At 59.6% G+C, this 21,407-nt stretch carries 9 protein-coding genes and 1 other annotated feature; of the genes, 4 read left to right on the top strand and 5 right to left on the bottom strand.

Going from position 1 to position 21,407, the window contains the following annotated elements:
- The first annotated feature begins 355 nt into the window (after positions 1-355).
- The 4 genes from dnaA to ABFO07_RS02570 all read left to right on the top strand — a co-directional run bounded on the left by dnaA (position 356) and on the right by ABFO07_RS02570 (position 7,117).
- Positions 356-1,936 (top strand): chromosomal replication initiator protein DnaA, encoded by a 1,581-nt coding sequence (gene dnaA / locus ABFO07_RS02585; protein WP_059882054.1) that lies wholly within the window; start codon positions 356-358, stop codon positions 1,934-1,936.
- 164 nt (positions 1,937-2,100) lie between these two features.
- Entirely contained in the window at positions 2,101-3,207 is a 1,107-nt protein-coding gene (dnaN, locus tag ABFO07_RS02580; protein WP_059563615.1) for a DNA polymerase III subunit beta, read from the top strand.
- A gap of 192 nt (positions 3,208-3,399) precedes the next feature.
- On the top strand, positions 3,400-5,874 hold the full coding sequence (gyrB, locus tag ABFO07_RS02575) for a DNA topoisomerase (ATP-hydrolyzing) subunit B (RefSeq protein ID WP_059563614.1): 2,475 nt from the start codon (positions 3,400-3,402) through the stop codon (positions 5,872-5,874).
- A gap of 226 nt (positions 5,875-6,100) precedes the next feature.
- Positions 6,101-7,117: an IS481-like element ISBcen24 family transposase gene (locus ABFO07_RS02570; protein WP_081086592.1), complete on the top strand. Its 1,017-nt coding sequence runs from the start codon at positions 6,101-6,103 to the stop codon at positions 7,115-7,117.
- A 23-nt stretch (positions 7,118-7,140) separates the two neighbouring features.
- Here ABFO07_RS02570 and ABFO07_RS02565 read toward each other — a convergent pair.
- The 5 genes from ABFO07_RS02565 to mads5 form a co-directional block, all read right to left on the bottom strand.
- Positions 7,141-8,330, bottom strand: a protein-coding gene (locus ABFO07_RS02565; RefSeq protein WP_347468233.1) for an IS3 family transposase whose coding sequence is annotated in 2 segments (ribosomal slippage) — positions 7,141-8,087 and positions 8,087-8,330 — 1,191 coding nt in all. Because the reading frame shifts where the segments join, the coding sequence is not laid out codon by codon here.
- Positions 7,981-8,097: a sequence feature (AL1L pseudoknot), on the bottom strand. It overlaps the preceding gene by 117 nt.
- A 199-nt stretch (positions 8,331-8,529) precedes the next feature.
- Positions 8,530-14,109: a methylation-associated defense system ATP-binding protein MAD8 gene (gene mads8 / locus ABFO07_RS02560; protein WP_347468232.1), complete on the bottom strand. Its 5,580-nt coding sequence runs from the start codon at positions 14,107-14,109 to the stop codon at positions 8,530-8,532.
- Entirely contained in the window at positions 14,106-15,779 is a 1,674-nt protein-coding gene (gene mads7, locus ABFO07_RS02555; RefSeq protein WP_336752072.1) for a methylation-associated defense system protein MAD7, read from the bottom strand. The genes mads8 and mads7 overlap by 4 nt, the downstream gene beginning before the upstream one ends.
- Entirely contained in the window at positions 15,779-19,939 is a 4,161-nt protein-coding gene (gene mads6, locus ABFO07_RS02550; protein ID WP_347468230.1) for a methylation-associated defense system protein kinase MAD6, read from the bottom strand. The genes mads7 and mads6 overlap by 1 nt, the downstream gene beginning before the upstream one ends.
- Positions 19,939-21,354 (bottom strand): methylation-associated defense system restriction endonuclease subunit S MAD5, encoded by a 1,416-nt coding sequence (gene mads5, locus ABFO07_RS02545; RefSeq protein ID WP_347468228.1) that lies wholly within the window; start codon positions 21,352-21,354, stop codon positions 19,939-19,941. Before mads5 ends, mads6 begins: the two co-directional genes overlap by 1 nt.
- Positions 21,355-21,407: the final 53 nt, after the last annotated feature.

The following is a 21,407-nucleotide window of genomic DNA, read 5'->3' as shown; positions in this document are numbered from 1 at the left end:
CGGGCGAACGCAATCGCCGGAAATACAGGATTGGTTTTCGCGGAACCCGCTATTTAATCCGTTTTTCTCTTGACGGTCAACACTTTAGAAGCTATCCAAGTGCGTCAGCACTCTGCGATCCGGCCCCGCACCCCACAGCACAGCCCTGTGGATAACTCACGCTGTGGCCGTTTTTGCGGGTAGAATCTCGCCTTATCTCCAAGAATCCCGCACGCCGCTTCGGCTCGCGCCTGCCTCTCCACCGCTGTGACGCAGGGCCCCGAGGCATGCTCGCACGACCGCTTCGGGCCTTGTTGCGCATCCGCGACAAGGGCGACGGCGAGCCATAGTGCACGCAAAAAACGACAGTTACTTGATGAACGATTTCTGGCAACACTGTTCCGCACTGCTGGAGCGCGAGCTGACGCCCCAGCAGTACGTGACGTGGATCAAACCCTTGGCCCCGGTGGCCTTCGATGCGGCGGCGAACACGCTGTCCATCGCCGCGCCGAACCGCTTCAAGCTGGACTGGGTCAAGAGCCAGTTTTCGGGACGGATCTCCGATCTGGCCCGGGATTTCTGGAATGCGCCGATCGAAGTCCAGTTCGTCCTCGATCCGAAGGCCGGCATGCGCAGTGCGGCGCCCGGCGCCGCACCGGCCGCGCCGCGCGCCCCGCTGGCGCCGGCCAGCGGCCCGGCCGCGACGGTGGCCGCGATTGCCGCGAACCTCGCCGCAGCCGCGGCGGGCGCCCCTGCCGCTGCCGCGCCGATCGATGCGCCGCTGAGCCCGCAGGCCGCCGCGCACCTGCACGCCGACGACGCCGACATCGACCTGCCGAGCCTGCCCGCGCATGAAGCGGCCGCGGGCCGCCGCACCTGGCGGCCGGGCAACGGCGCCGCGCCGGCCGCCGCCGGCGAGAGCGATTCGATGTACGAGCGTTCGAAGCTGAACCCGGTGCTCACGTTCGACAACTTCGTGACGGGCAAGGCGAACCAGCTCGCGCGCGCCGCCGCGATCCAGGTCGCGGACAACCCCGGCATCTCGTACAACCCGCTGTTCCTGTACGGCGGCGTCGGCCTCGGCAAGACCCACCTGATCCACGCGATCGGCAACCAGCTGCTGCTCGACAAGCCGGGCGCGCGAATCCGCTACATCCACGCCGAACAGTACGTTTCGGATGTCGTGAAGGCGTACCAGCGCAAGGCGTTCGACGATTTCAAGCGCTACTATCATTCGCTCGACCTGCTGCTGATCGACGATATCCAGTTCTTCTCCGGCAAGTCGCGCACGCAAGAGGAATTCTTCTACGCGTTCGAGGCGCTGGTCGCGAACAAGGCGCAGGTGATCATCACCAGCGACACGTACCCGAAGGAGATTTCGGGGATCGACGACCGCCTGATCTCGCGCTTCGATTCGGGCCTGACCGTCGCGATCGAGCCGCCCGAGCTGGAAATGCGGGTCGCGATCCTGATGCGCAAGGCGCAGTCGGAAGGCGTGAACCTGTCGGAGGACGTCGCGTTCTTCGTCGCGAAGCACCTGCGCTCGAACGTGCGCGAACTCGAAGGCGCGCTGCGCAAGATCCTCGCGTATTCGAAGTTCCACGGCCGCGAGATCTCGATCGAGCTGACCAAGGAAGCGCTGAAGGACCTGCTGACCGTGCAGAACCGGCAGATTTCGGTCGAGAACATCCAGAAGACCGTCGCCGATTTCTACAACATCAAGGTCGCCGACATGTATTCGAAGAAGCGCCCCGCGAACATCGCGCGGCCGCGGCAGATCGCGATGTACCTCGCGAAGGAACTCACGCAGAAGAGCCTGCCGGAAATCGGCGAGCTGTTCGGCGGGCGCGATCACACCACCGTGCTGCACGCGGTGCGCAAGATCGCCGACGAGCGGAGCAAGGATGCACAGCTCAACCACGAGCTGCACGTGCTGGAACAGACGCTGAAGGGCTGACCGGCGCGCCCGGTTGAGAATTCGGCGTCCGCCCCAATTTAAGGGGGGCGGTTCGGTTTTGAGGCACAATATAGGTTTGACCGCTCCGGCGGGGGCGGGCCATGAGCCCGGCCGGCGGAGCGTTGCGAGGCTGCTGCAGGCCGTTATCTCAACGAAGGAACTCTATGCAACTGGTCAAGACCGAACGAGACACCCTCCTCAGGCCGCTGCAAACGGTCAGCGGCATCGTCGAACGCCGCCACACGTTGCCGATCCTCGCCAACCTGCTGATCACCAAGAACGGCGCGGACGTTTCGTTCCTGTCGACCGACCTCGAGCTGCAGATCACCACGCGCGCCGATTTCGGCGTCGGCGGCGACCAGGTGGCCACCACCGTCGCGGCCCGCAAGCTGCTCGACATCCTGCGCGCGATGCCGGACGGCCAGGTCACGCTGTCGCTCGCCGACAAGCGCCTGACGGTGCAGTCGGGCAAGAGCCGCTTCGCACTGCAGACGCTCGCGGCCGACGAGTTCCCGACCGTCGCACAGGCGAAGGATTTCGGCGCGAACCTGAGCGTGCCGCAGAAGTCGTTCCGCCAGCTGCTCGGCATGGTGCACTTCGCGATGGCGCAGCAGGACATCCGCTACTACCTGAACGGCATGCTGCTCGTCGTCGACGGCGACCAGCTGATGGCGGTTGCGACCGACGGCCACCGCCTCGCGTTCTCGTCGATGAAGATCGAGGGCGGTGCGTTCGGCCGCCAGGAAGTGATCGTGCCGCGCAAGACCATCCTCGAGCTGCAGCGCCTGCTCGAGGACATCGACGACACCGTCACCATCGACATCGCGCAAACCCAGGCCAAGTTCACCTTCGGCCAGGTCGAGCTCGTGTCGAAGCTGGTCGAGGGCAAGTTCCCCGACTTCCAGCGCGTGATCCCGAAGGCGCACAAGAACACGTTCGAGATCGGCCGTGAGGAACTGCAGCGTTCGCTGCAGCGCGCGGCGATCCTGACCTCGGACAAGTTCAAGGGCGTGCGCTGCATCATCGCGCCGGGCCAGCTGAAGATCATGTCGACCAACGCCGACCAGGAAGAGGCGCAGGAAGAGCTGGAAATCGCCTACCAGGGCGACACCGTCGACATCGGCTTCAACGTCACGTATCTCCTCGACGTGCTCGCGAACCTGAAGGTGGACACCGTGCAGGTGAGCCTCGGCGACGCGAGCTCGAGCGCCCTGATCACGGTGCCCGAGAACGACGAGTTCAAGTATGTCGTGATGCCGATGCGCATCTGACGCGCGCGACATCACGACACACACCAGGGGGCGGCAAGCCCCTTTGGCGTTTTTATGGCGAATCGAAAACCCCTCCTTTTGGCGCCGGGCCGGTGCCTTGGACGGGTCAGTAAACCTGGAGCGGCCCGGCGTTTTCGCGAGAAAACGCACCACGGCGCCGCTTGAGTGGCCTCGCAGAACCGGAAGATATCCATGAGTGAACAGCACAATACGCAGCCCGATAACAGCAGCTACGGCGCCTCGTCGATTCAGATCCTCGAGGGTCTGGAGGCGGTGCGCAAGCGCCCCGGGATGTACATCGGCGACACGTCGGACGGCACCGGTCTGCACCACCTCGTGTTCGAGGTGCTCGACAACTCGATCGACGAAGCGCTGGCCGGCTACTGCAACGACATCCACGTGACGATTCACGCCGACAACTCGATTTCCGTGACCGACAACGGCCGCGGGATTCCGACCGACGTGAAGATGAACGACAAGCACGAGCCGAAGCGCAGCGCCGCCGAGATCGTGATGACCGAGCTGCATGCGGGCGGCAAGTTCGACCAGAACAGCTACAAGGTGTCCGGCGGCCTGCACGGCGTGGGCGTGTCGTGCGTGAACGCGCTGTCGAGCTGGCTGCGCCTCACCGTGCGCCGCGACGGCAAGAAGCGGTTCATGGAGTTCCATCGCGGCGTCGCGCAGGATCGCGTGCTCGAAATGGTCGACGGCGTGGAAGTGTCGCCGATGCTGGTGACCGGCGATACCGAGAACCGCGGCACCGAAGTGCACTTCATGGCCGATCCGACGATCTTCGGCACTGTCGAGTATCACTACGACATTCTTGCCAAGCGGATGCGCGAGCTTTCGTTCCTGAACAACGGCGTGCGGATTCGTCTCACCGATCTGCGTACCGGCAAGGAAGACGATTTCGCGTTCGCCGGCGGGGTGAAGGGCTTCGTCGAGTACATCAACAAGACGAAGAGCAACCTGCACCCGACCATCTTCCACGTGAACGGCGAGAAGGATGGCGTGGGCGTGGAAGTCGCGATGCAGTGGAACGACAGCTACAACGAAAACGTGCTGTGCTTCACGAACAACATTCCGCAGCGGGATGGCGGCACGCACCTGACCGGCCTGCGGGCCGCGATGACGCGCGTCATCAACAAGTACATCGCCGATAACGAAATCGCGAAGAAGGCGAAGGTCGAGACGTCCGGCGATGACATGCGCGAAGGTTTGTCCTGCGTGCTGTCGGTGAAGGTGCCGGAGCCGAAGTTCAGCTCGCAGACGAAGGACAAGCTGGTTTCTTCGGAAGTGCGTGCGCCGGTCGAGGAAGTCGTGGCGAAGGCGCTGGAAGAGTTCCTGCTCGAAACGCCGAACGACGCGAAGATCATCTGCGGGAAGATTGTCGAGGCGGCTCGTGCGCGGGATGCGGCGCGGAAGGCGCGTGAGATGACGCGACGCAAGGGCGTGCTCGACGGCGTCGGGCTGCCGGGCAAGCTTGCTGATTGCCAGGAGAAAGACCCGGCAAAGTGCGAAATCTACATCGTCGAGGGTGACTCGGCAGGTGGGTCGGCCAAGCAAGGGCGTGACCGGAAGTTCCAGGCGATCCTGCCGCTGCGCGGCAAGGTGCTGAACGTCGAGAAGGCACGGTATGACAAGCTGCTGTCGTCGGAGCAGATCGTGACGCTCGTGACCGCGCTCGGGTGCGGGATCGGCAAGGATGATTACAACCTCGACAAGCTTCGGTATCACCGCATCATCATCATGACCGACGCGGACGTCGACGGTGCGCATATTCGGACGCTGCTGCTCACGTTCCTCTATCGGCAGATGCCGGACATGATCGAGCGCGGGTATGTGTATATCGCGCAGCCGCCGCTTTACAAGATCAAGGCGGGCAAGGATGAGCGGTATCTGAAGGATGATTCGGAACTCAACGCGCATATGCTGCGGTTGGCGCTGCAAGGGTCGGAACTGGTGCCGGGTGAGAATGCGGCAGCGATTTCGGGGGATGCGCTTGGGGAGCTTGCTAGGTCGTATCTGATGTCGCAGAGCGTGATCGGGCGGTTGAGCCGGTTGTATGACCCGGCGGCGCTTGAGGCGGTGATGGATGGGGTTGTGATCGATCTCTCCAGCGAAGAATCGACTGAGGCTTCGGCGAAGGCGCTGCATGCTGCGTTGCATGATGAAGCGCTCAAGAATGAAGTGCGGGTGGTGCCTTCGTATGATCCGGTGCGGGAGCTGCGGTCGCTGCGCGTTGAGCGGGCTCATCACGGGAATGTGCGGGTTTCCGTCATCGATGAGGAGTTCCAGCACACCGCGGATTATCAGCAGCTTGTGAACACCGCAAATACGTTCAAGGGGCTCATTGGGGAGGGTGCGGTCATCAAGCGCGGGGAGCGCAGCATGGCTGTGGCGGACTTCAAGAGTGCGATGAAGTGGTTGCTTGCCGACGCAGAACGCAACGTTTCGAAGCAGCGGTATAAGGGGCTGGGGGAGATGAACCCCGAGCAGCTGTGGGAAACGACGATGGATCCGGCGGTGCGACGACTGCTGCGCGTGCAGATCGAAGACGCGATTGCGGCGGATGGGATCTTTACTACCCTGATGGGGGATGAGGTTGAGCCGCGGCGGGCGTTTATTGAGTCGAATGCGTTGAGGGCGGGGAATATTGATGTTTGACGCATTTCGGTAGTGTCAGCGACACAGAAATAAAAAAAGGCTCCTCGGAGCCTTTTTTGCGCTATGGGTTACCGACAAAACGTCTTATTCTCGACCATATCAAGAACTGCAAACCGCAAAAGCGTGAAGGCACGCCCTGACAGACGCGAAAAAGCCAACGCAGTTTAAGTGTGTGATTCACGGACATCGTTTCAACTAATATGGGACGATGGAGCGCGAAATCTCGATGCGATTACGTTGGGTGCGCATGTATCACGAGACCGGCAACGCCGGTCTCGTGTGCACGCGTTGTGGCATCTCCAGGCCGACGCTTCGCAAGTGGCTGCGCCGCTACCAGGAGGCGGGAGAAGAAGGTCTTCGCTGTCAAAGCCGTCGCCCTCTGACCAGCCCGAATCGAAAGGTCTCTGACGCTGATCGGGCAACGATTCTTCGCCTGCGGGCCGAGCGCAAGGGGGCACGGCGGATTCAGAACGAATTGCGTCTGAACGAACAAAGAGAACTGTCCCTTGCGACCATTCACAAGGTCCTGTGCGAAGCATCGGTGAAGCCGTTGGTTCGCCCCAGGAGGCCGGCACAACCGAGGCGCTACAGCCGTCCAGTTCCCGGAGACCGCGTCCAGATGGACACGATGAAGATTGCACGAGGCGTCTACCAGTACACGGCCATCGACGACTGTTCACGCTTTCGTGTGCTGGCCGTCTACCCCCGTAGAAATGCCCGAAATACGCTGTTTTTCCTTGATCGCGTCATCGAGGAGATGCCGTTTCCGATTCAACGTATCCAGACCGATCGCGGCGGTGAGTTCTTCGCTGAATCCGTGCAGCGGCGCCTGATGAACGAGTGCATTAAATTCCGGCCAATTCCACCACGCTCGCCGCACCTCAATGGCAAAGTTGAACGTTCGCAGCTTACTGACCTGAACGAATTCTGGTTCCACCATGCCCCGACAGAGCGGGCAATCGACTTGCGAATCGAAGAGTGGCAGTTCGACTACAACTGGCGTCGGCCACACGGCTCACTCGGTGGAAAGACTCCGGTTGACCGCATTGCGGAGCTGGGTGAAATCACACCTCTCGCGGAAGCGGTGGAAGGTGCGTACGACGAGCGGAAAGAGCGAATTCGGCACCGTGAATGGCGGGTCGACAAAATCCTCGGCGAACATCATCGGCGCGCGTCGGAACGCGTGTTCCCTACGGGCGCCACGGGTTCCGACGCGCCAAAGAAACGGCCTTCAAAAAAGTGAAACGATGTCTGCGAATCGCACAGTTAAGTTAATGCGGACACGTCAGCGGCATTTCTGAGTTGCCTGTAGTAGTTTGCCTCAGCTTCAGCAGGCGGGATATAGCCGAGCGGTTCCATCAGCCGATGATGGTTGTACCAGGCGACCCATTCCAGCGTTGCCAGTTCGACGGATTCCCTCGTTTTCCAAGGGGCGCGCCGATGAATCAGTTCCGTCTTATACAGGCCGTTGATCGTTTCGGCCAGCGCATTGTCGTAGCTGTCGCCCCGGTTGCCGACCGACGGCTCGATGCCGGCCTCAGCCAGCCGTTCGCTGTAGCGGATGCTGACGTATTGAGACCCTCTGTCGGAATGATGAATCAAAGTCCCGTCCTCACCCGGTTGGCGGGCGTACAGCGCTTGTTCAAGTGCATCCAGAACGAAGTCCGTGGTCATCGACGAGCTGACGCGCCAGCCAACAATACGGCGGGCAAACACGTCGATCACGAATGCCACGTACAGCCAGCCTTGCCATGTCGAGACATACGTAAAATCCGACACCCAGAGCTGATTCGGTCGGTCAGCCTTGAACTGCCGGTTGACTCGGTCCAGCGGGCGCGGCGCGGTCACCTCGGGAATCGTCGTGCGAACACGCTTACCGCGAACTGCGCCACGCAAGCCCTGCAGCTTCATCAACCGTCCGACCGTGCAGCGTGCCACTGCAATGCCTTCCCGGTTCATCTGCTTCCAGACCTTCGGCACGCCGTAGACCTGCATGTTGGCCTGCCAGACACGCTTGATCTCCGGTTGCAAAAGCTCATCGCGTTTCGCGCGGGCGCAGCGCTTCGACGGATCGCGAAGTTGTGCTGCATGGCGTCGGTAGCCCGACGGGGCAATCCGCAAGACCTTGCAGATCGGCTCGACCCCGAAGGTGTCGCGATGCTGATCGACGAAGGCCTTCAGGACTTGAAACGGCGGTCGAGCTCCGCCTGGGCGAAAAACGCGCTCGCCAGTTTGAGAATCTCATTGGTCCGGCGCAGTTCCTTGACCTCGCGCTCCAAGGCCTTGATGCGTTCACGCTCGGCCGTACTCACGCCATCGCGCTCTCCACGGTCGACCTCGTCGCGCTTAACCCAATCCAACAGCGTCTGCGGCGTGCAGCCGATCATCGGCGCAATCGATTCGACTGCCGCCCACATCGACGGGTGCTCGCTACGCTGCTCGCGTACCAGGCGCACTGCGCGCTCTCGGACTTCCGGGGAAAACTTGCTTGGCTTCTTGTTCGTGGCTCCATTCTCTCAAGAGTTGGAGCCTCCACAAAACTCGGGGCGGTTCACACCACCGAATTTGGCTGTAGGAAATCAAGCACTTGCGAGCGATCGCGGTGCTTTTTTTCGTCTATACCTGGCACCGTCAGCGATGGTGAGCCATCTGCCCTCAAACCTTGACCGCCACATGAGTCGCTCCACCGTGCTGGGTCACCCGAGGTCTGCACCGAAGCTTGACGGCCCCTTTGGAGAACGACTCATCGGTTGCCTTGCTTGACCAGACGTAGGCTTCCCCAGCTTTAAGGAGGGCCATGCGCTCGGGGGTCAGGTTTCCAAGCGCAGCATTGGCCTTCTGAATGTGCTTCAGCCAAGCAGGTGAGTTGAACTTGTGCATGATGATCTGGCTGGACAGCTCGATCAGACTCACTGGCACAGACGGCGGGTCTTGGCTCGCCACCATGATGCTGACTCCCTTGTGCCGCATCTCTCGTACCACCTCGATAAGTCCAGCCACGAGGTCGGGGCTCTCGATGTACTTGTGGGCCTCATCGAACACCACCAGCTTGTTGAAGCTGCGCCCATCGATCCGCGCATCGGCAAACAACTGCAGGAGCACAACGAACAGTCCGAGCGCTTCGTCCTTCTCGATGAATTCGTCTCGAAGGTCCACGATGATCAGTCGCCCAGGCTTCACCACGTCGGTGAGCGAGGTGGCATCATTGATGTACTCGGCGGCCAAGTCGAGGCGCATCCGAGCTAGTTCCTTCAAGTGATCTGGAATCGACGACGCATCAATGCCTGCACGCAAGCCCTCCAGGGTGATGTCATCGCGCATCGCTTTCATGATGCGCATGATCTGGCGGAGATAGGTCGCCTGATTGCCCACGGCACCCATCAAGAATTTCCAGTGCGACGCCTTCAGCTCCGATGCAGAGAATTGCAAAGGCTGCACCTCGATGTCCGGGTACTCCCCCTGCCGCTCTTCGATCTTGTCTGCAGGCACAAGAAGCAAAACATCTGCGAGCGCCTTCGGCTCAGCGCCATAGACTTCCTTCAGCGCCCGGACCTGGTCTTCCACACTGTTTGCGCCCACCATCGACGTGAACTCCGGCTTGTAGTCCATGGTCGGGCTGTAGTGGAAGATCACCGTGGACAGAGGCTCTGGCAAGCAATTGATACCAGGGATCGCCAGTGAAGCCATCTCTGCAACGCTGCCCAAGGTGTAGCTTTTGCCGCCGCCCTGAACACCGAACAGGCTGATGGTGTGGGTTTGATTGAGGTCCAGCGCCACCTTGCGCCCTGATACCTCGCCAAGCAGACCGTACTGTGGCGTTTCGCCAGTCGCGCCAAGCATGATGTCGTAGGAAACGTGGCCATTGGGCGTCGCACCTTCTGGTGAAAGAGAACGCACAGCAGAACGGCCCTCAGGCTCGACCACCTCGTCAGTCTGAGCTGACACTGGTACTTGCATCGAGATCGAAGCGGGAACCGGCTCGTCCGCTGGCGATGGCGCTGGTTCAGCGGCGACGATTGGAAGCTGAGCGTCTGTACTCGGCTGAGGGGTTACCGTCAGTGCGGATACACATTCAGGTGCCTGCATGCTAGGAGCGACTTCGGGTCGCTGGTAAGCAACTCGTGGGCTGTTCTCATCCCATGCGAGCGTTCGATCGCGCGGCGGGCTGAGGAAGGCTGCTGTCTCAAAGGTTGGTACGGCAGGTGCCAACTCCCTGCGACGCAGCAGTTCCTGCGTGATTTCCCCTGCCGTGTCGGCGGGATAGCCGAACTGAACGCTGGCAACGGTCTCAGTGTCGGTCACGGCCGACTCCACCAGCTGTCGGATCAGGTCGCTACCGATACGATAGAACTCGATACCATCTTCGTGCTCGGCTGGCTCGGTTCCCGGTTTGCTGAAGTCGAAGACCACGGCGCTTCGAGTGAACTTCAGCGTGTAGGGGCGCCCATCCAGGCGTCGCAAGAAGTAATGCGCTTCTTCGACGGCCTCGGGCAAGACTACGCCGTAGCGCTCTGATCGATCCAAATAAAAGCCGAGCAACGCCGCCAGATCACGATTCTTGATCGGGCGGTCTGGACGATCCACCTCAGCTCGCTTCGGGTCAAAGTGGTAGGCGAGAACCTCTTCCGTTTGTGCGATTTGCTCGGCAATAGACGCCTTCAACTGGGCGTAGGCGGCCACATCACCAACCTTGCTGTAGCACTTCACCTCGACCAAACGGCAAGTCACCTCTCGGTTAGATGGGTCGAGATCAAACAGAGCAAGATCCGTTCTGCGGAAGCTGACCTCATCCCCCATCTCTTCGGCAGTTTGACGTAGCACCTTGTACAGCTCCAGATGCGCGTCTAACGGCACCACAACCTGGTTTTGGAAAACGCCTTGATGTTCGAGGAACAGCCTCGAGAGTGCGAGCCCCATCGCCTCGGCTCGTTGCGACGATGAGGACAACAACTTCAGGGCCAAACGACCGGACAGCGAGCGAAGCTGATCCAGCATCACCAAGGCATGCCGACCTGTATTTGGCAGACCATACTCGCCTAGGATGGGCACCAGCAAAGACTCAAGCTCGGCTACAGATCGCGAAGTGATCGCCAAGCGATGGCTCATCGCGTTCGCCATATCGGGCGAGTGGTCGATCAGATAGTCTGGCCGTGTGGAGTGCCGCCGATGATCAAAGAACTCGATGCCGAGGTTCCTATCAATCGTGAGTACCCAATCACTGACCTCGTGCACCTGATGGAGCATTGCGCGCTCGTCGGCGGACAAGCTCAACGCAACCACTGGGCGGGCGTGCGGCAGGTACTGGCTGCGCGCGACAGTCGCCACGGCTACTGATACTGCGCGGGAGATGCTCCCCATCAAATCGGACAGTGCCTCAGCCCCCTCGAGAGGCTGTGCGGGACCATGTAGCGGGCGACGAAGCCAGGTGATGGACTGTTCGTCTTCCAGATAGTCCACCTCAAAGGGCTGAACCAGACCATGGACGAAGGAGGAGTCGTCGCTGTCATGGACATCTACGGCTCGAATTTCCTCAGCCGGGAACAGGTCAAACAAGAACGACAGATGCGCCGCGTGTAGATCCGGGGCGTCGCGGAACTCCTTGATCGCGCGGATGGCCAATCGCAGTTTCGGGTGCAGATGACTATCGGTCGGCGTTGAGAACGCATCCGCCTCCCTCGCACTGGTTCCAGAATCTGGCGACAAGAGTTCGAGCAGCGCTTCCCCCGTCAATGGGGCAGCCGGGTCAAGCACGAACAGCCTAACGTCGTACCGCAGATCGGCAAACTCCGGATGTCGCTGGAGTGTCAGCAGCACTTCGGCCAATGCCCCTGCTCGCCCTGCATTGAAGGCGTTGATCGTCAGAGTTTCGACATACGGGTGCTGAACGAGATAACGCTGCACGCGCGCGGCCAGATACGTGCTATCAATGGTAGCACCGACGATTGCTGGCTCAGGCAGTCCGAGCGCTGCGCAAACCTCTCCAATCAATCCACGAGGGTCTTTCTCATCGGTTGCTGCGTACAACGACCAGAATGGGTTGATGTTGTCCACCGCCAGCGCTGTCCGTCCCAGCTCTTCGCCAAAGGGAACCACTGGGGGAAAAGCCGCTGGTGCAAGCTGCTTGATCACCGCGTCACGGGTAGGGACCACGAACTCCTTGCTACTCGACCGGCTCTGCTCCATCCAGGTCTGCCCGAGATAGCTCCAGGCGACATGCCAATTGGCACGCAGTGGATGCGTTGGCCCGAGCAGCACAGCATCGCGTCGTCTACCTTGGTAATCCTCCAACACCAGTGCAACTGAATCAATCGTGAGCGCGCACCGCAGCTCATCGATAGCTTGCCGTGCAACGGCAGCATCAGTTGAGCTGGAGCGCACTAGCACAGCATCAATCCAGGCCAAGTAGGCGGCGGCATAGTTTTGAGCAGGCTCCTGCAGGTGCAGAAGGTCGCTAGCCTGCATGATTAGTCGCTGATCGCCCTGTAGTACAGCTGCGAAGAAGGTTGCTCGTGCCTCTCTGAACTGTGCCACCTCGTCAGATACCGGCCACTTAAACGATGTCGTGGAGCGTGCGGCAACGCCGGACGCGCTAACCGAGAGTCTCAGACGGTTGAGGCCGTCCGGATCATCAAGAAATGCACGCTCCAAGTTTGCTAACAGACCCGACACGAGGACGTTTGCCCTCCCTTCTTTGCCCAGGCGAATCTCCAAGGTCTCACCGCTGGTCGCTGACTTGCTGCTTCGCTCGACCCACCCACAACCCGTGACCGAAACAGAACCAGGGTCTCGGTCCTGGGCAACGGCAGCAAAACGTGCTCGCAGCAACGCATGGATCAAGCTCGCCTCGCGCGGCACGGCACGTTGTAGTGGCTCTACCTCGACCTCATCGTCGGTGACCACATAGAAGAGATCGCTCTCGTTCGGATTCGCGTGCGTCTCAGATGCGTCACTGTTGAAACGCACAGGATTGCCCTCTCCATCAGCGAGCGGAATGCGGTCACCGTCTTCGGTTTCCGCATACACGCGCACGTAGTGCCACCCTTCCTCCCAGTCAATCTTGCCAATCGAGGAGAAGGCGATCACACCTGAATCCGTACCCTTGGCCCACGCAGCTTTACGCCGACGCAACCCGGTTGGTCCGTTGTCACGCGATACGACCTCCGCCACAAACCGGGACAAGCCCTCCACCTTTGAAGGTACGGGATCGACACGGAAAGAAACGCTGAACTTCTTGAGCCCAGTTTTCGAGATGGGCAACACCTTGTGCCCGATCAGTTCTGCCAAGCGTGAGTCGTCGTTATCATCCTTCACCACCGGGAGGTCCGGAAGAACGACATCACAGATGTAGATGGCATCAGGGTTGACGCCTCCGTCCTCAAAAAGCCACTTGTTGAACGCCAGGGGCCAGTTCACGCGGTCGCGAACGATTGCTTGAGTCCACTCCCTGGGATTGGCAACGCCGACTCGCGAAAAGAACTCGCCCAGCTGCTTGCAGAACCCGAGATCGAGCAAGCCCAGCTCCAAGGCACGAACACGCTCGGTCTTCGTAGACCAAGTGATCCGCTCGACACACTCCCGGTTGCGAGCTATCCGCGCAGGCGCGCGTTCGGCCTGCTGGAACAGCTCAAAGTCAGGTACCAGAGCCAGCTCAAACAGCGCGGCCCCCATAGCATCTGGATCAAATTCGTTGACTTGGCAGGTGAGCAAATACCGCGCCACAGCAACATCATCTGCATAGCGCCAGCGGGACTCCTTCCGACGCAAGTCGTTCAAGCTCGCTGCTACGGCAACCCGCAAATTGGCAGGAACCTGCGCAATCAGCTGAGTGTTCAGTTCGACATAGGCGCCGTCAATCTCGACCTCTTCAAACGTCGCAACACCAAAGGAGTCTTCCGCCGAAACACGCAGGTCGTTCGGCACGAACACCAGCAACGGAGGCCGAAGTTCATCGTTAGGCAGAGGATTTCGCAGCTCAACCAGTTTTGTACTGCTAACGGCCAAGTCAGGTGCCATTGCACGCAAGCTGTCGTCCGCCAGAACCACGACATTGGCAGACGGCACGGCAGCCCGCAGGCCGCCAGCCAGTCGAATCATCAGCTCTCGGTCCAAATCCGTGACCCGCATGCAATGCCCAAGGTCGCGAGCAGCAAGCAGCACGGACAACCTTGGCAGCAGGACAGATTCCAGCGCAGCATTCAGTTCCTGGTTGGTGAGTTCACGCAGTCCTTGGCTCACGCGCGCGCTCCTTCGGCTCGTTCTGCAATCGTGTAGCGCGGCACAACTGTCTGGGTCACATAGGCATCGGAAAGGTCTCGATAGAAGCCGATTTCACGGAGGCGCCCAGTGAAAGCCTGCACATTGCTCCGCAAGGCTTTGCGCTCGTCGATGGTCGGTGTGCTGAAGCCCTCACCTGGGGGCAATTGATCGATGTAGAGCCCATAGCGTTCACGTAGGAACGACAGGAGATCATCGATCCGCATTTCCCCTGTGAAGTAGCCCTGATCCCCGCCTGGCCGCAAAACTGCAATCTGCAGAAGAACTTCCAGCAAGCGGCTCTCCAGCGCAAATCGCCGAGGGGCGTTGCGTGCACGGGTTTGCGCCAGTAACGCGCCCGACTTGTTCTTCAACATCGTCGCGTCCAGCGATTCAATGATGTACTTCCGGTGGAAGGCGCCACGCAGGGCCACCAGAATCTCGATGTAGGTCTCGAAATCGGAAAGCCCCATCTTAGTTATGGCCTCGACCTCAGCGTCCAATCCCCCGCCTCCTTCGGACAGGGATTCCAGGAGCCCGGCCAAGCGTTCGCCGAAAAACTTGTCCCGCTCTTCCGCAAAGGGCTCGCCCTGCAGTCCGTACAGCTCACCCACCGAAAACACCGAGTTCAAGGGGCGGATCAACTTGCCGCGCCGAACGAGGTGCTCCGAGAACTCGTCCAGCTTTTTTGCGACGAAGTACGCCCGGACAAAGCCTGGGATGCGCCGGTAGTAACCATCTGCGCTGCGCTCAGCCAGCGCAGCAGTCGCGGACTCCGCACTACCCGATAGGTCAACAAACAAACTGAGCTTGTAAGGGCAATCACCTTGAGGCTCGCGTTGCTCGCGCGGCTTCATCGGGCACGCAGATTCGGCGCACAGCGAATTCGCTCCTTCCTGCTTCTGCCACGCGGGCAGCAGCTTTAGCAGCCGCACGTGATACAGCGCCAGGTGGAACGACAGCAGCACCTTCAGGTACTCCACCATTACCGAGCGCGGCATGAAGGGCTTGTAAAACAGCAGTCGCTGGATGTCCTCAGCCATCAGGTCGGCCGATCCGATACAAACCGGCGCGAACCGATCACCGCCCGCGCGCGTGTCCGCTGTGTCCTTTCGCTGAGACAAGAAGTGCAACAGCGTTGCCGTCTCGATGTCCGTCAGTGCTTTGTCGTTCAACTCACGCGTGAGCTTGTCGAACCCATCGAAGAAGAAGCCCTTCAAATGCTCGATGGCCTTGTGGCCAGCAAGGTTGCGTGCGTGGTGCAGCATCTGATAGAGATGTTGGGCCGCACCATAATCACGCGAGTGCTTCGGATTGCGGAAGCGATAGGTGTATCCATGCAGTGGGCGTGGGCCAGCCACGGCTGCGTTCTTCTTCCCCCGGTTCACAATGTCCATCAGGTGGGTTTCCACCCAACGCTCGACCATATCTCGGTGCTGCGCGAAGCCCAAGAACTTGTCGCTGGCGTCGATGATGTCATCGACGAACTTGTCCACGGTCAGCTCGCGCTTGTCGCGGAAAACGCTCGGATAGCCGCCATGCTCTAGGCGCTCGAACAGGCCCGTGAGCACCCGGTCCATCTCGATGGTCTTGAAGTCGAGATAGCTGATCTTCGGGAGTCGGAACTCCCTGTCCTTCTTCTGCAATGCCATCAGTTCCCCCTGACGCCGTTTTCTACGGCTTCATCTTGACGCACGCCCGACACCGTCTCCTGCAGTAAGCGCATCTCCACACGGCCATCATCATAGCGAGCCAGACGATAGAAGTCGTGCCCGGTTGTAGTCAGCAGAATTTCCCGGTAGGGCTGTGCGTTCAGACTGTTTTTGAACACGCCGAGGCAGAGATAGAAGCCCTGCATCTCCTCAACGCTAGGCCGGTAGCCTTCGTTCAGGCGCACCAACATCTCGAACACGTCGAGGTTGATGATCAACTCACTGGTGATGGCACCTGCGCCTTGGCCCTGGAACTTCAGCAGCAGGCCTGTCGGCAGGTGCTCAACGAAACGAGCCTTGGCCGCAAAGTCTTGAACTTGAAGCCCGAATCCCTCGACAGGGAACAAGCGATAGCTGCGAACCGTGCCGTGCTCGACCTGTCGCAATTGCAAAGCCAAGCTGGCACCCAGCCGCTCTGGCCGCTGCAGACCCTCACCTCGGTTGATTGCATGCAGGATGTCGCTCGTGAGCTCGTCGATGGGCGTTGCCCCTCGAATGATTTCCACCATGCGCTTGGCTGAGCGATATGGCAGCATCTTTTCCCAGCTGGCGTCGCGCCGCTCGAAGAAGTGTTTGCGGCGAGCCATGGCCACATACTCACGGTGCTTACGCGCACGCTGACGGACCGATGAATCCGACACTCCACGCGGCAAGTCGCCGAACAGGCGCTTCAATACCTCAAAGTCGAACTGCCCCCGGTGCTCAAATCGGAACAAGGCCCGGTCATCTGGCTGAACAAAGTCCAACCCTCGATCAAAACGTGGGTCTTCTTGCTTGCCCACATCAAGATCGCTCAACAGCGTGAGCAATCGATCCGCTGTGGCTTGCCCGACACCCATCCAGCTGTTGAAGTAGAAGCTGCGTGCCACCGCATCGTGCTTGCCGGCCGCGTAAAGGGCATGAATCTCGCCACAGTCGCGGTTGCCAATCAGCATGAATGACAGGGCCGAGCGCAAATCACGCATCGTAATGTGCAAGCGCCCGCGCAGGTGCGCCATGGTGTAAATCGTCTTGAGGCGCTCCAGCAAGCGCGGGCCAGCGATCTCATCCTGGAAGCTGCGCGCGTTGTGCAAGGCGTAGCAGCTGTCCTTCAAGTCACACTGTTCGCAAGCGGACCAGTTCTCGGGCCGCACAATACTTCGCAGCGTGCGCTCCAGAATCGAACCACCTTCAGCATCGGCGACGACGCTACGGAGGTTCAGGTTTACCACCGCCACGCCAGACTCAGCCTCACCGGTTAGGAACGCACGCCGAACCAACGCGGTGAGCGCAGGGAAGTCTCCCTCATGGGTTGCGAGGAAGTCCACCAATCGGCCTTCATTGATCGCGATCAGTCGAGTTTCTTGCGGCCTCCATACCTTCGCGTCGCTGCCTTTGAACGGGGTCAAAAAGTCTAACAGGACCTGGTTGTTGTCCTTGTTGCCCTCATCCTGGCTACCGTCATAGTTAATCAGGAAGCGCTTGCCATCCAAGGTGAGCTCACTGCCATTGGGGAGGCCACGATTGGCAGAACCGCCTTGGACTTCGACTTCCTTCTCCAGCCGTTGCAAGAACGCCGTCTTGCCATCGCCCGCATTACCCGAGATCAGCACCAAACGGAACTCACCCTGCAGCACGGCGGGCAACAAGGCCCGATCCAGTGCGGTGTCCACATAGGCGGAGAACCCAAGGGCATCCATGCCACGCGTACCGGCATTGCTGCGGCGGCTCTGGCTGTAAAGCGTCAATAAGTGCGAGACAAATGCATTGCTGTTCGGCGCTGATTCGGCCAAAACGACTTGACCACTGTTGGCCGCCGCTATAGCAGCCAGGCTAACTGTTTGAATACGCCGCGCGTGACGCACCTCTGCCAGCGCATCTCGAAAATCAATGGCGGAGTAATAGCGCTCAGCCCGGCGCGGGGCAATTGCTTTCAACACTACATTCACCAGCTCCGGCGCCAGATCAGCAAACCCAGACAGCTCACGAGGGTCCGGCGCAGGCTTGTTTACGGGGGGCTCGGTCGTGTCCCAGGGGTAGCGGGAGGTCAGTGCTTCATACAAGGTCAAGCCCAGAGCATACAGATCACGATCGGCGCGTTCTCCGTTGTGCGGGATGACCTCTGGGTCGAAGTCAGGCGGTAGATAGCGCCTGGAACCACCGCCCCGCGACTCGTTGTCGTCAGCTCGCACGGAGACATTGAAGTCGATGATCTTGGCCCCCTTCTGCGTCCACAAGAGGTTGCGCGGCTTGATGTCGCAGTGATGGAAGCCCTGCGCATGCAGATGCACCAGGCCCTCAATCACCTGCTTGCCCAGTTCCAGCGCGTCTTCGGGTGACAAAAGTCGATCATGGATCATGTCGCGAACGTCGGCTCCTTCTACGTACTCGAACACAAGGAAGGGAATGTCCCGCCCAGGAATCACATCCGCATCCAGCACACGCACCACGTGTGGGTGCTCAGGGATATGCACCAGATGGCGGTACTCCTTCTTCAAGCGCTCCAGGGTCGAGTGCCGGTCGCTGACGATGAGCTTCACCGTGCGCGCCACATCACCCAAGGTATCGATCACCTTGTAGACCACGCCAAAGCTGCCACGCCCCAGCTTCTTTTCGATGATGAACTTGTGGGTCAGGCGGTAGCCCGAAGCGAGGTTCAAGTAGTCGGTTTGGTCATCCGTTGCCTCAACCGAGTCGGGCTTCGGCGCTTCGATAGGCTCGACGCCAGGTTGCGCTACGGGTTGCAACAAGGCATTCAATGCAGCCAACGCGGCCGATGCGGTCAGTCGCTGGTGTTCATCAAATGCGCACAGGCTCTGCAACCAGGCGTCAAAGGTTTCGTTCAACTCCGGCCGCAGCACAGATGGCTTGTTCAGGAATTCGCCGGCCCGATCCCACACCGTGGTCGGCTCGCCCGCGAACGGGCGCTCACCTGTGAACAGTTCGTAGAGGATGACGCCTGCGGAAAAAATGTCTGATGCGGCCGATGCCGCGCCCGGCTCCCGGAACGCCTCAGGCGCCACATACGCTTTCTCCACCAGATCAACAATGTCCGACGCAATCGTCAGGCTGCGGTCCACGCCGGGCTTGGCGAAATCGAAGTCTGTGACGCGCGTCGTACCATCCTGGCCAATCAAGATAGCGCCTGGCGTGAGGTTGCGATGTACCACCCCGTGGATGTGCGCGTGGGCCAGAGCTGCCAGTAGATCTTTGGCGACTCGCCACTTCTGGTCTAGCGTCAATGCCAACTGAGGCCGGGCCATGTGCACAGTGAGTGCTTGGCCCGGCGCATCGTCCAAGATCAGGATGAAAGACTTATCATCATCGGTGGGGAAGAAGTCCCTCGCGGCCACAATATTGGGGTGCAGTGGCAGCTTGGAAAGCGCCCGGTAGGAGTTGGCGATGCGGTTGGCCTGCGCCTTGCGCACGTCTTCAGGTTGATAAGGGTCAGCCTGGTACACCCGCAGGCGGGCCGTACCGCCTGCGAATGCGTTCTCGGCACGGAACTCGGTGTAGGCCTCTGCCGCCCCGAGCCTCTCCTTCACCTCCCAGTGTCCAAAGCGCTGCACGGAAGAGGCCGGCTTCACCACCTTCAAGGCATGCAGGATTAAACCCTGCTGCTGCATAATGTTCTTGGAAAAGCGCACAGGGACGCGCGTGGCATCCTTGAAGTAGCGCTCTGCGTCCTTCAGCCTCACTACCCGATCCGCATCGACCTGTTCGCGATCGCTCAGATGGGCATCGGGCGCAGTGAGCAGGATGGCGGCATCCACGTAGATGTCGTCCAACTCATGCCGTCCTGGATTGGCTTGGGTCACCAAGCCCTTCAACGTGCGGGCATGTCCTCGCAGCTTACCTAGCGGAGACGGGTATGGTGCGCGCCCCTCGGGGTACCACTTGTTGCCATACACATCGATGGTGCCGCGCGTGCCCTTCACATCGATCAGGTAGAGAGCGTGCGGCGTCAGCAATGCGATATCGATTTCAAATCGCTCGCCTTGGCGCTCGATCTCGAAGTTGTGAAGCAGAACAACACTGTCTGGCAAGCGATCCCGCAGGTAGGCGATGGCGCTGCGCTCTGCGTCGTTGACCGGCTGGCCTACTGGGATCACTTTGGCCATCAGATTCCTCCGTTTCGGATCTTTTCTTCGATTAGCGAGCGAGCCTGATCTTCTGCATTCAAGCCTTGGTCGTAAAGATTATTGGCTTTGTCGATCAGTGCCGCAATTTCACGCTCCCTAGTCCTATCTAGTCGTGGAATTGGCAGGCGATACATCATTGCAGGATGCTGCTCTTGTTGTTTGCCTCCAATACTGATAGAGCGAAGCATACGGAACGCTAAGCGCGATCGCATGAACGCAAATAGATAGCCGGGCTCAATACTACCTTTGATTGGAACGCATCGGAAAAAATCTCCACTGTAGGCGTACTGCGATGTGCGCCTAGTAACGATCAGTGCGCGGCAGTAAAGCTCAAATTCGCCCAGCGTTCCGTGAGAAGGTATGAGCGTAGTGCCAGGTGGAACAATAAGCCCAAGGCCGGCTACCGACTTACGTGAAATCCACCTCCCCTCTGGTCGTAGGTGAAACGCGTTTCGTTGCCCAAGGAGCATATAGCCATGTTCAGGATCAGCATCAATCCGCGTGAAAATAATTTTACCTTTAAACTGAGAGGGATCACACAGGGTTCCCAGTTGGGAATGCGGACCAGCTTCAATCTCACGACGAATTTCGGCAATTCGTGGGTCATAGTTAAGCGCGCGGAGACTCTCAGATGTCACCGAGCTTTCTTTCCATCCCCCCGCCCTTGTGTCCAGATGCCACATGTCGTCACGCAAATCACTGCGCCCAATAGCCTGCAACAGTGTCTGCGTTGCAAGACTTGTTAGGCGGCTCGATTCACTGATGTTGTTAGCAGCTCCTGTAACTAGCTTGTCGATTTGGTTTTCGAAGTCGCCATCGAATCTAGGTACAGGCAAGTCGGCGATGTGTTCAGGCTCAATGTGCTGAATGATTGCCCCATAGGTTCCCGAGACAACCAAGGGAACGCCATAGCGACTTGAGAGGAAGGCGTACAGATAGCCGGGCGAAATAACTTCTGGGTTGGGGACAACTCGCAACACATCCTCTGAGCACGCCAAGCCAGCCATATCCGACCTAACATAGGCCATACGCCCAACGGTGCCTGACCGAGTAATCAGCGACCAATCCTTCTTCACCAAGAGTCTAGGGTTTCGTTCTACTTGTTTTTTCGAGATTAGAGGCAAGTAAGATAAGTCAGCCAGATTAATAGCCGAGCTACCCATATACCGAATCCCGAGCTCTGGGGCATCGACCCAGTTGCGACTTTCTCGACCCGAATCAAACATATCGATCGTGACCTGATGAAGGCTATCCTTACGCCAAGCCAATTGCCGCAAGGTCTCCCTAGCCTCCAACGCTCCGGACATATACGGGTTGCAATCCAATCGCCGGCCACCTTCATCTAACCAGCTGGAACGGGCAATGCGCGCGTTCTTGAAACTCGCGAACGTCATACTGGCACCTCCACGCGGAACCAAGCCTGCAATTGCGCCACGAGATGACGGAA

It is taken from the genome of Burkholderia stagnalis (genome assembly GCF_039848545.1).
GTDB classification, from domain to species: Bacteria; Pseudomonadota; Gammaproteobacteria; order Burkholderiales; family Burkholderiaceae; genus Burkholderia; species Burkholderia stagnalis.
Note: the sequence above shows the minus strand (reverse complement) of the source record. Positions and strands in the feature narration are given on the sequence as shown.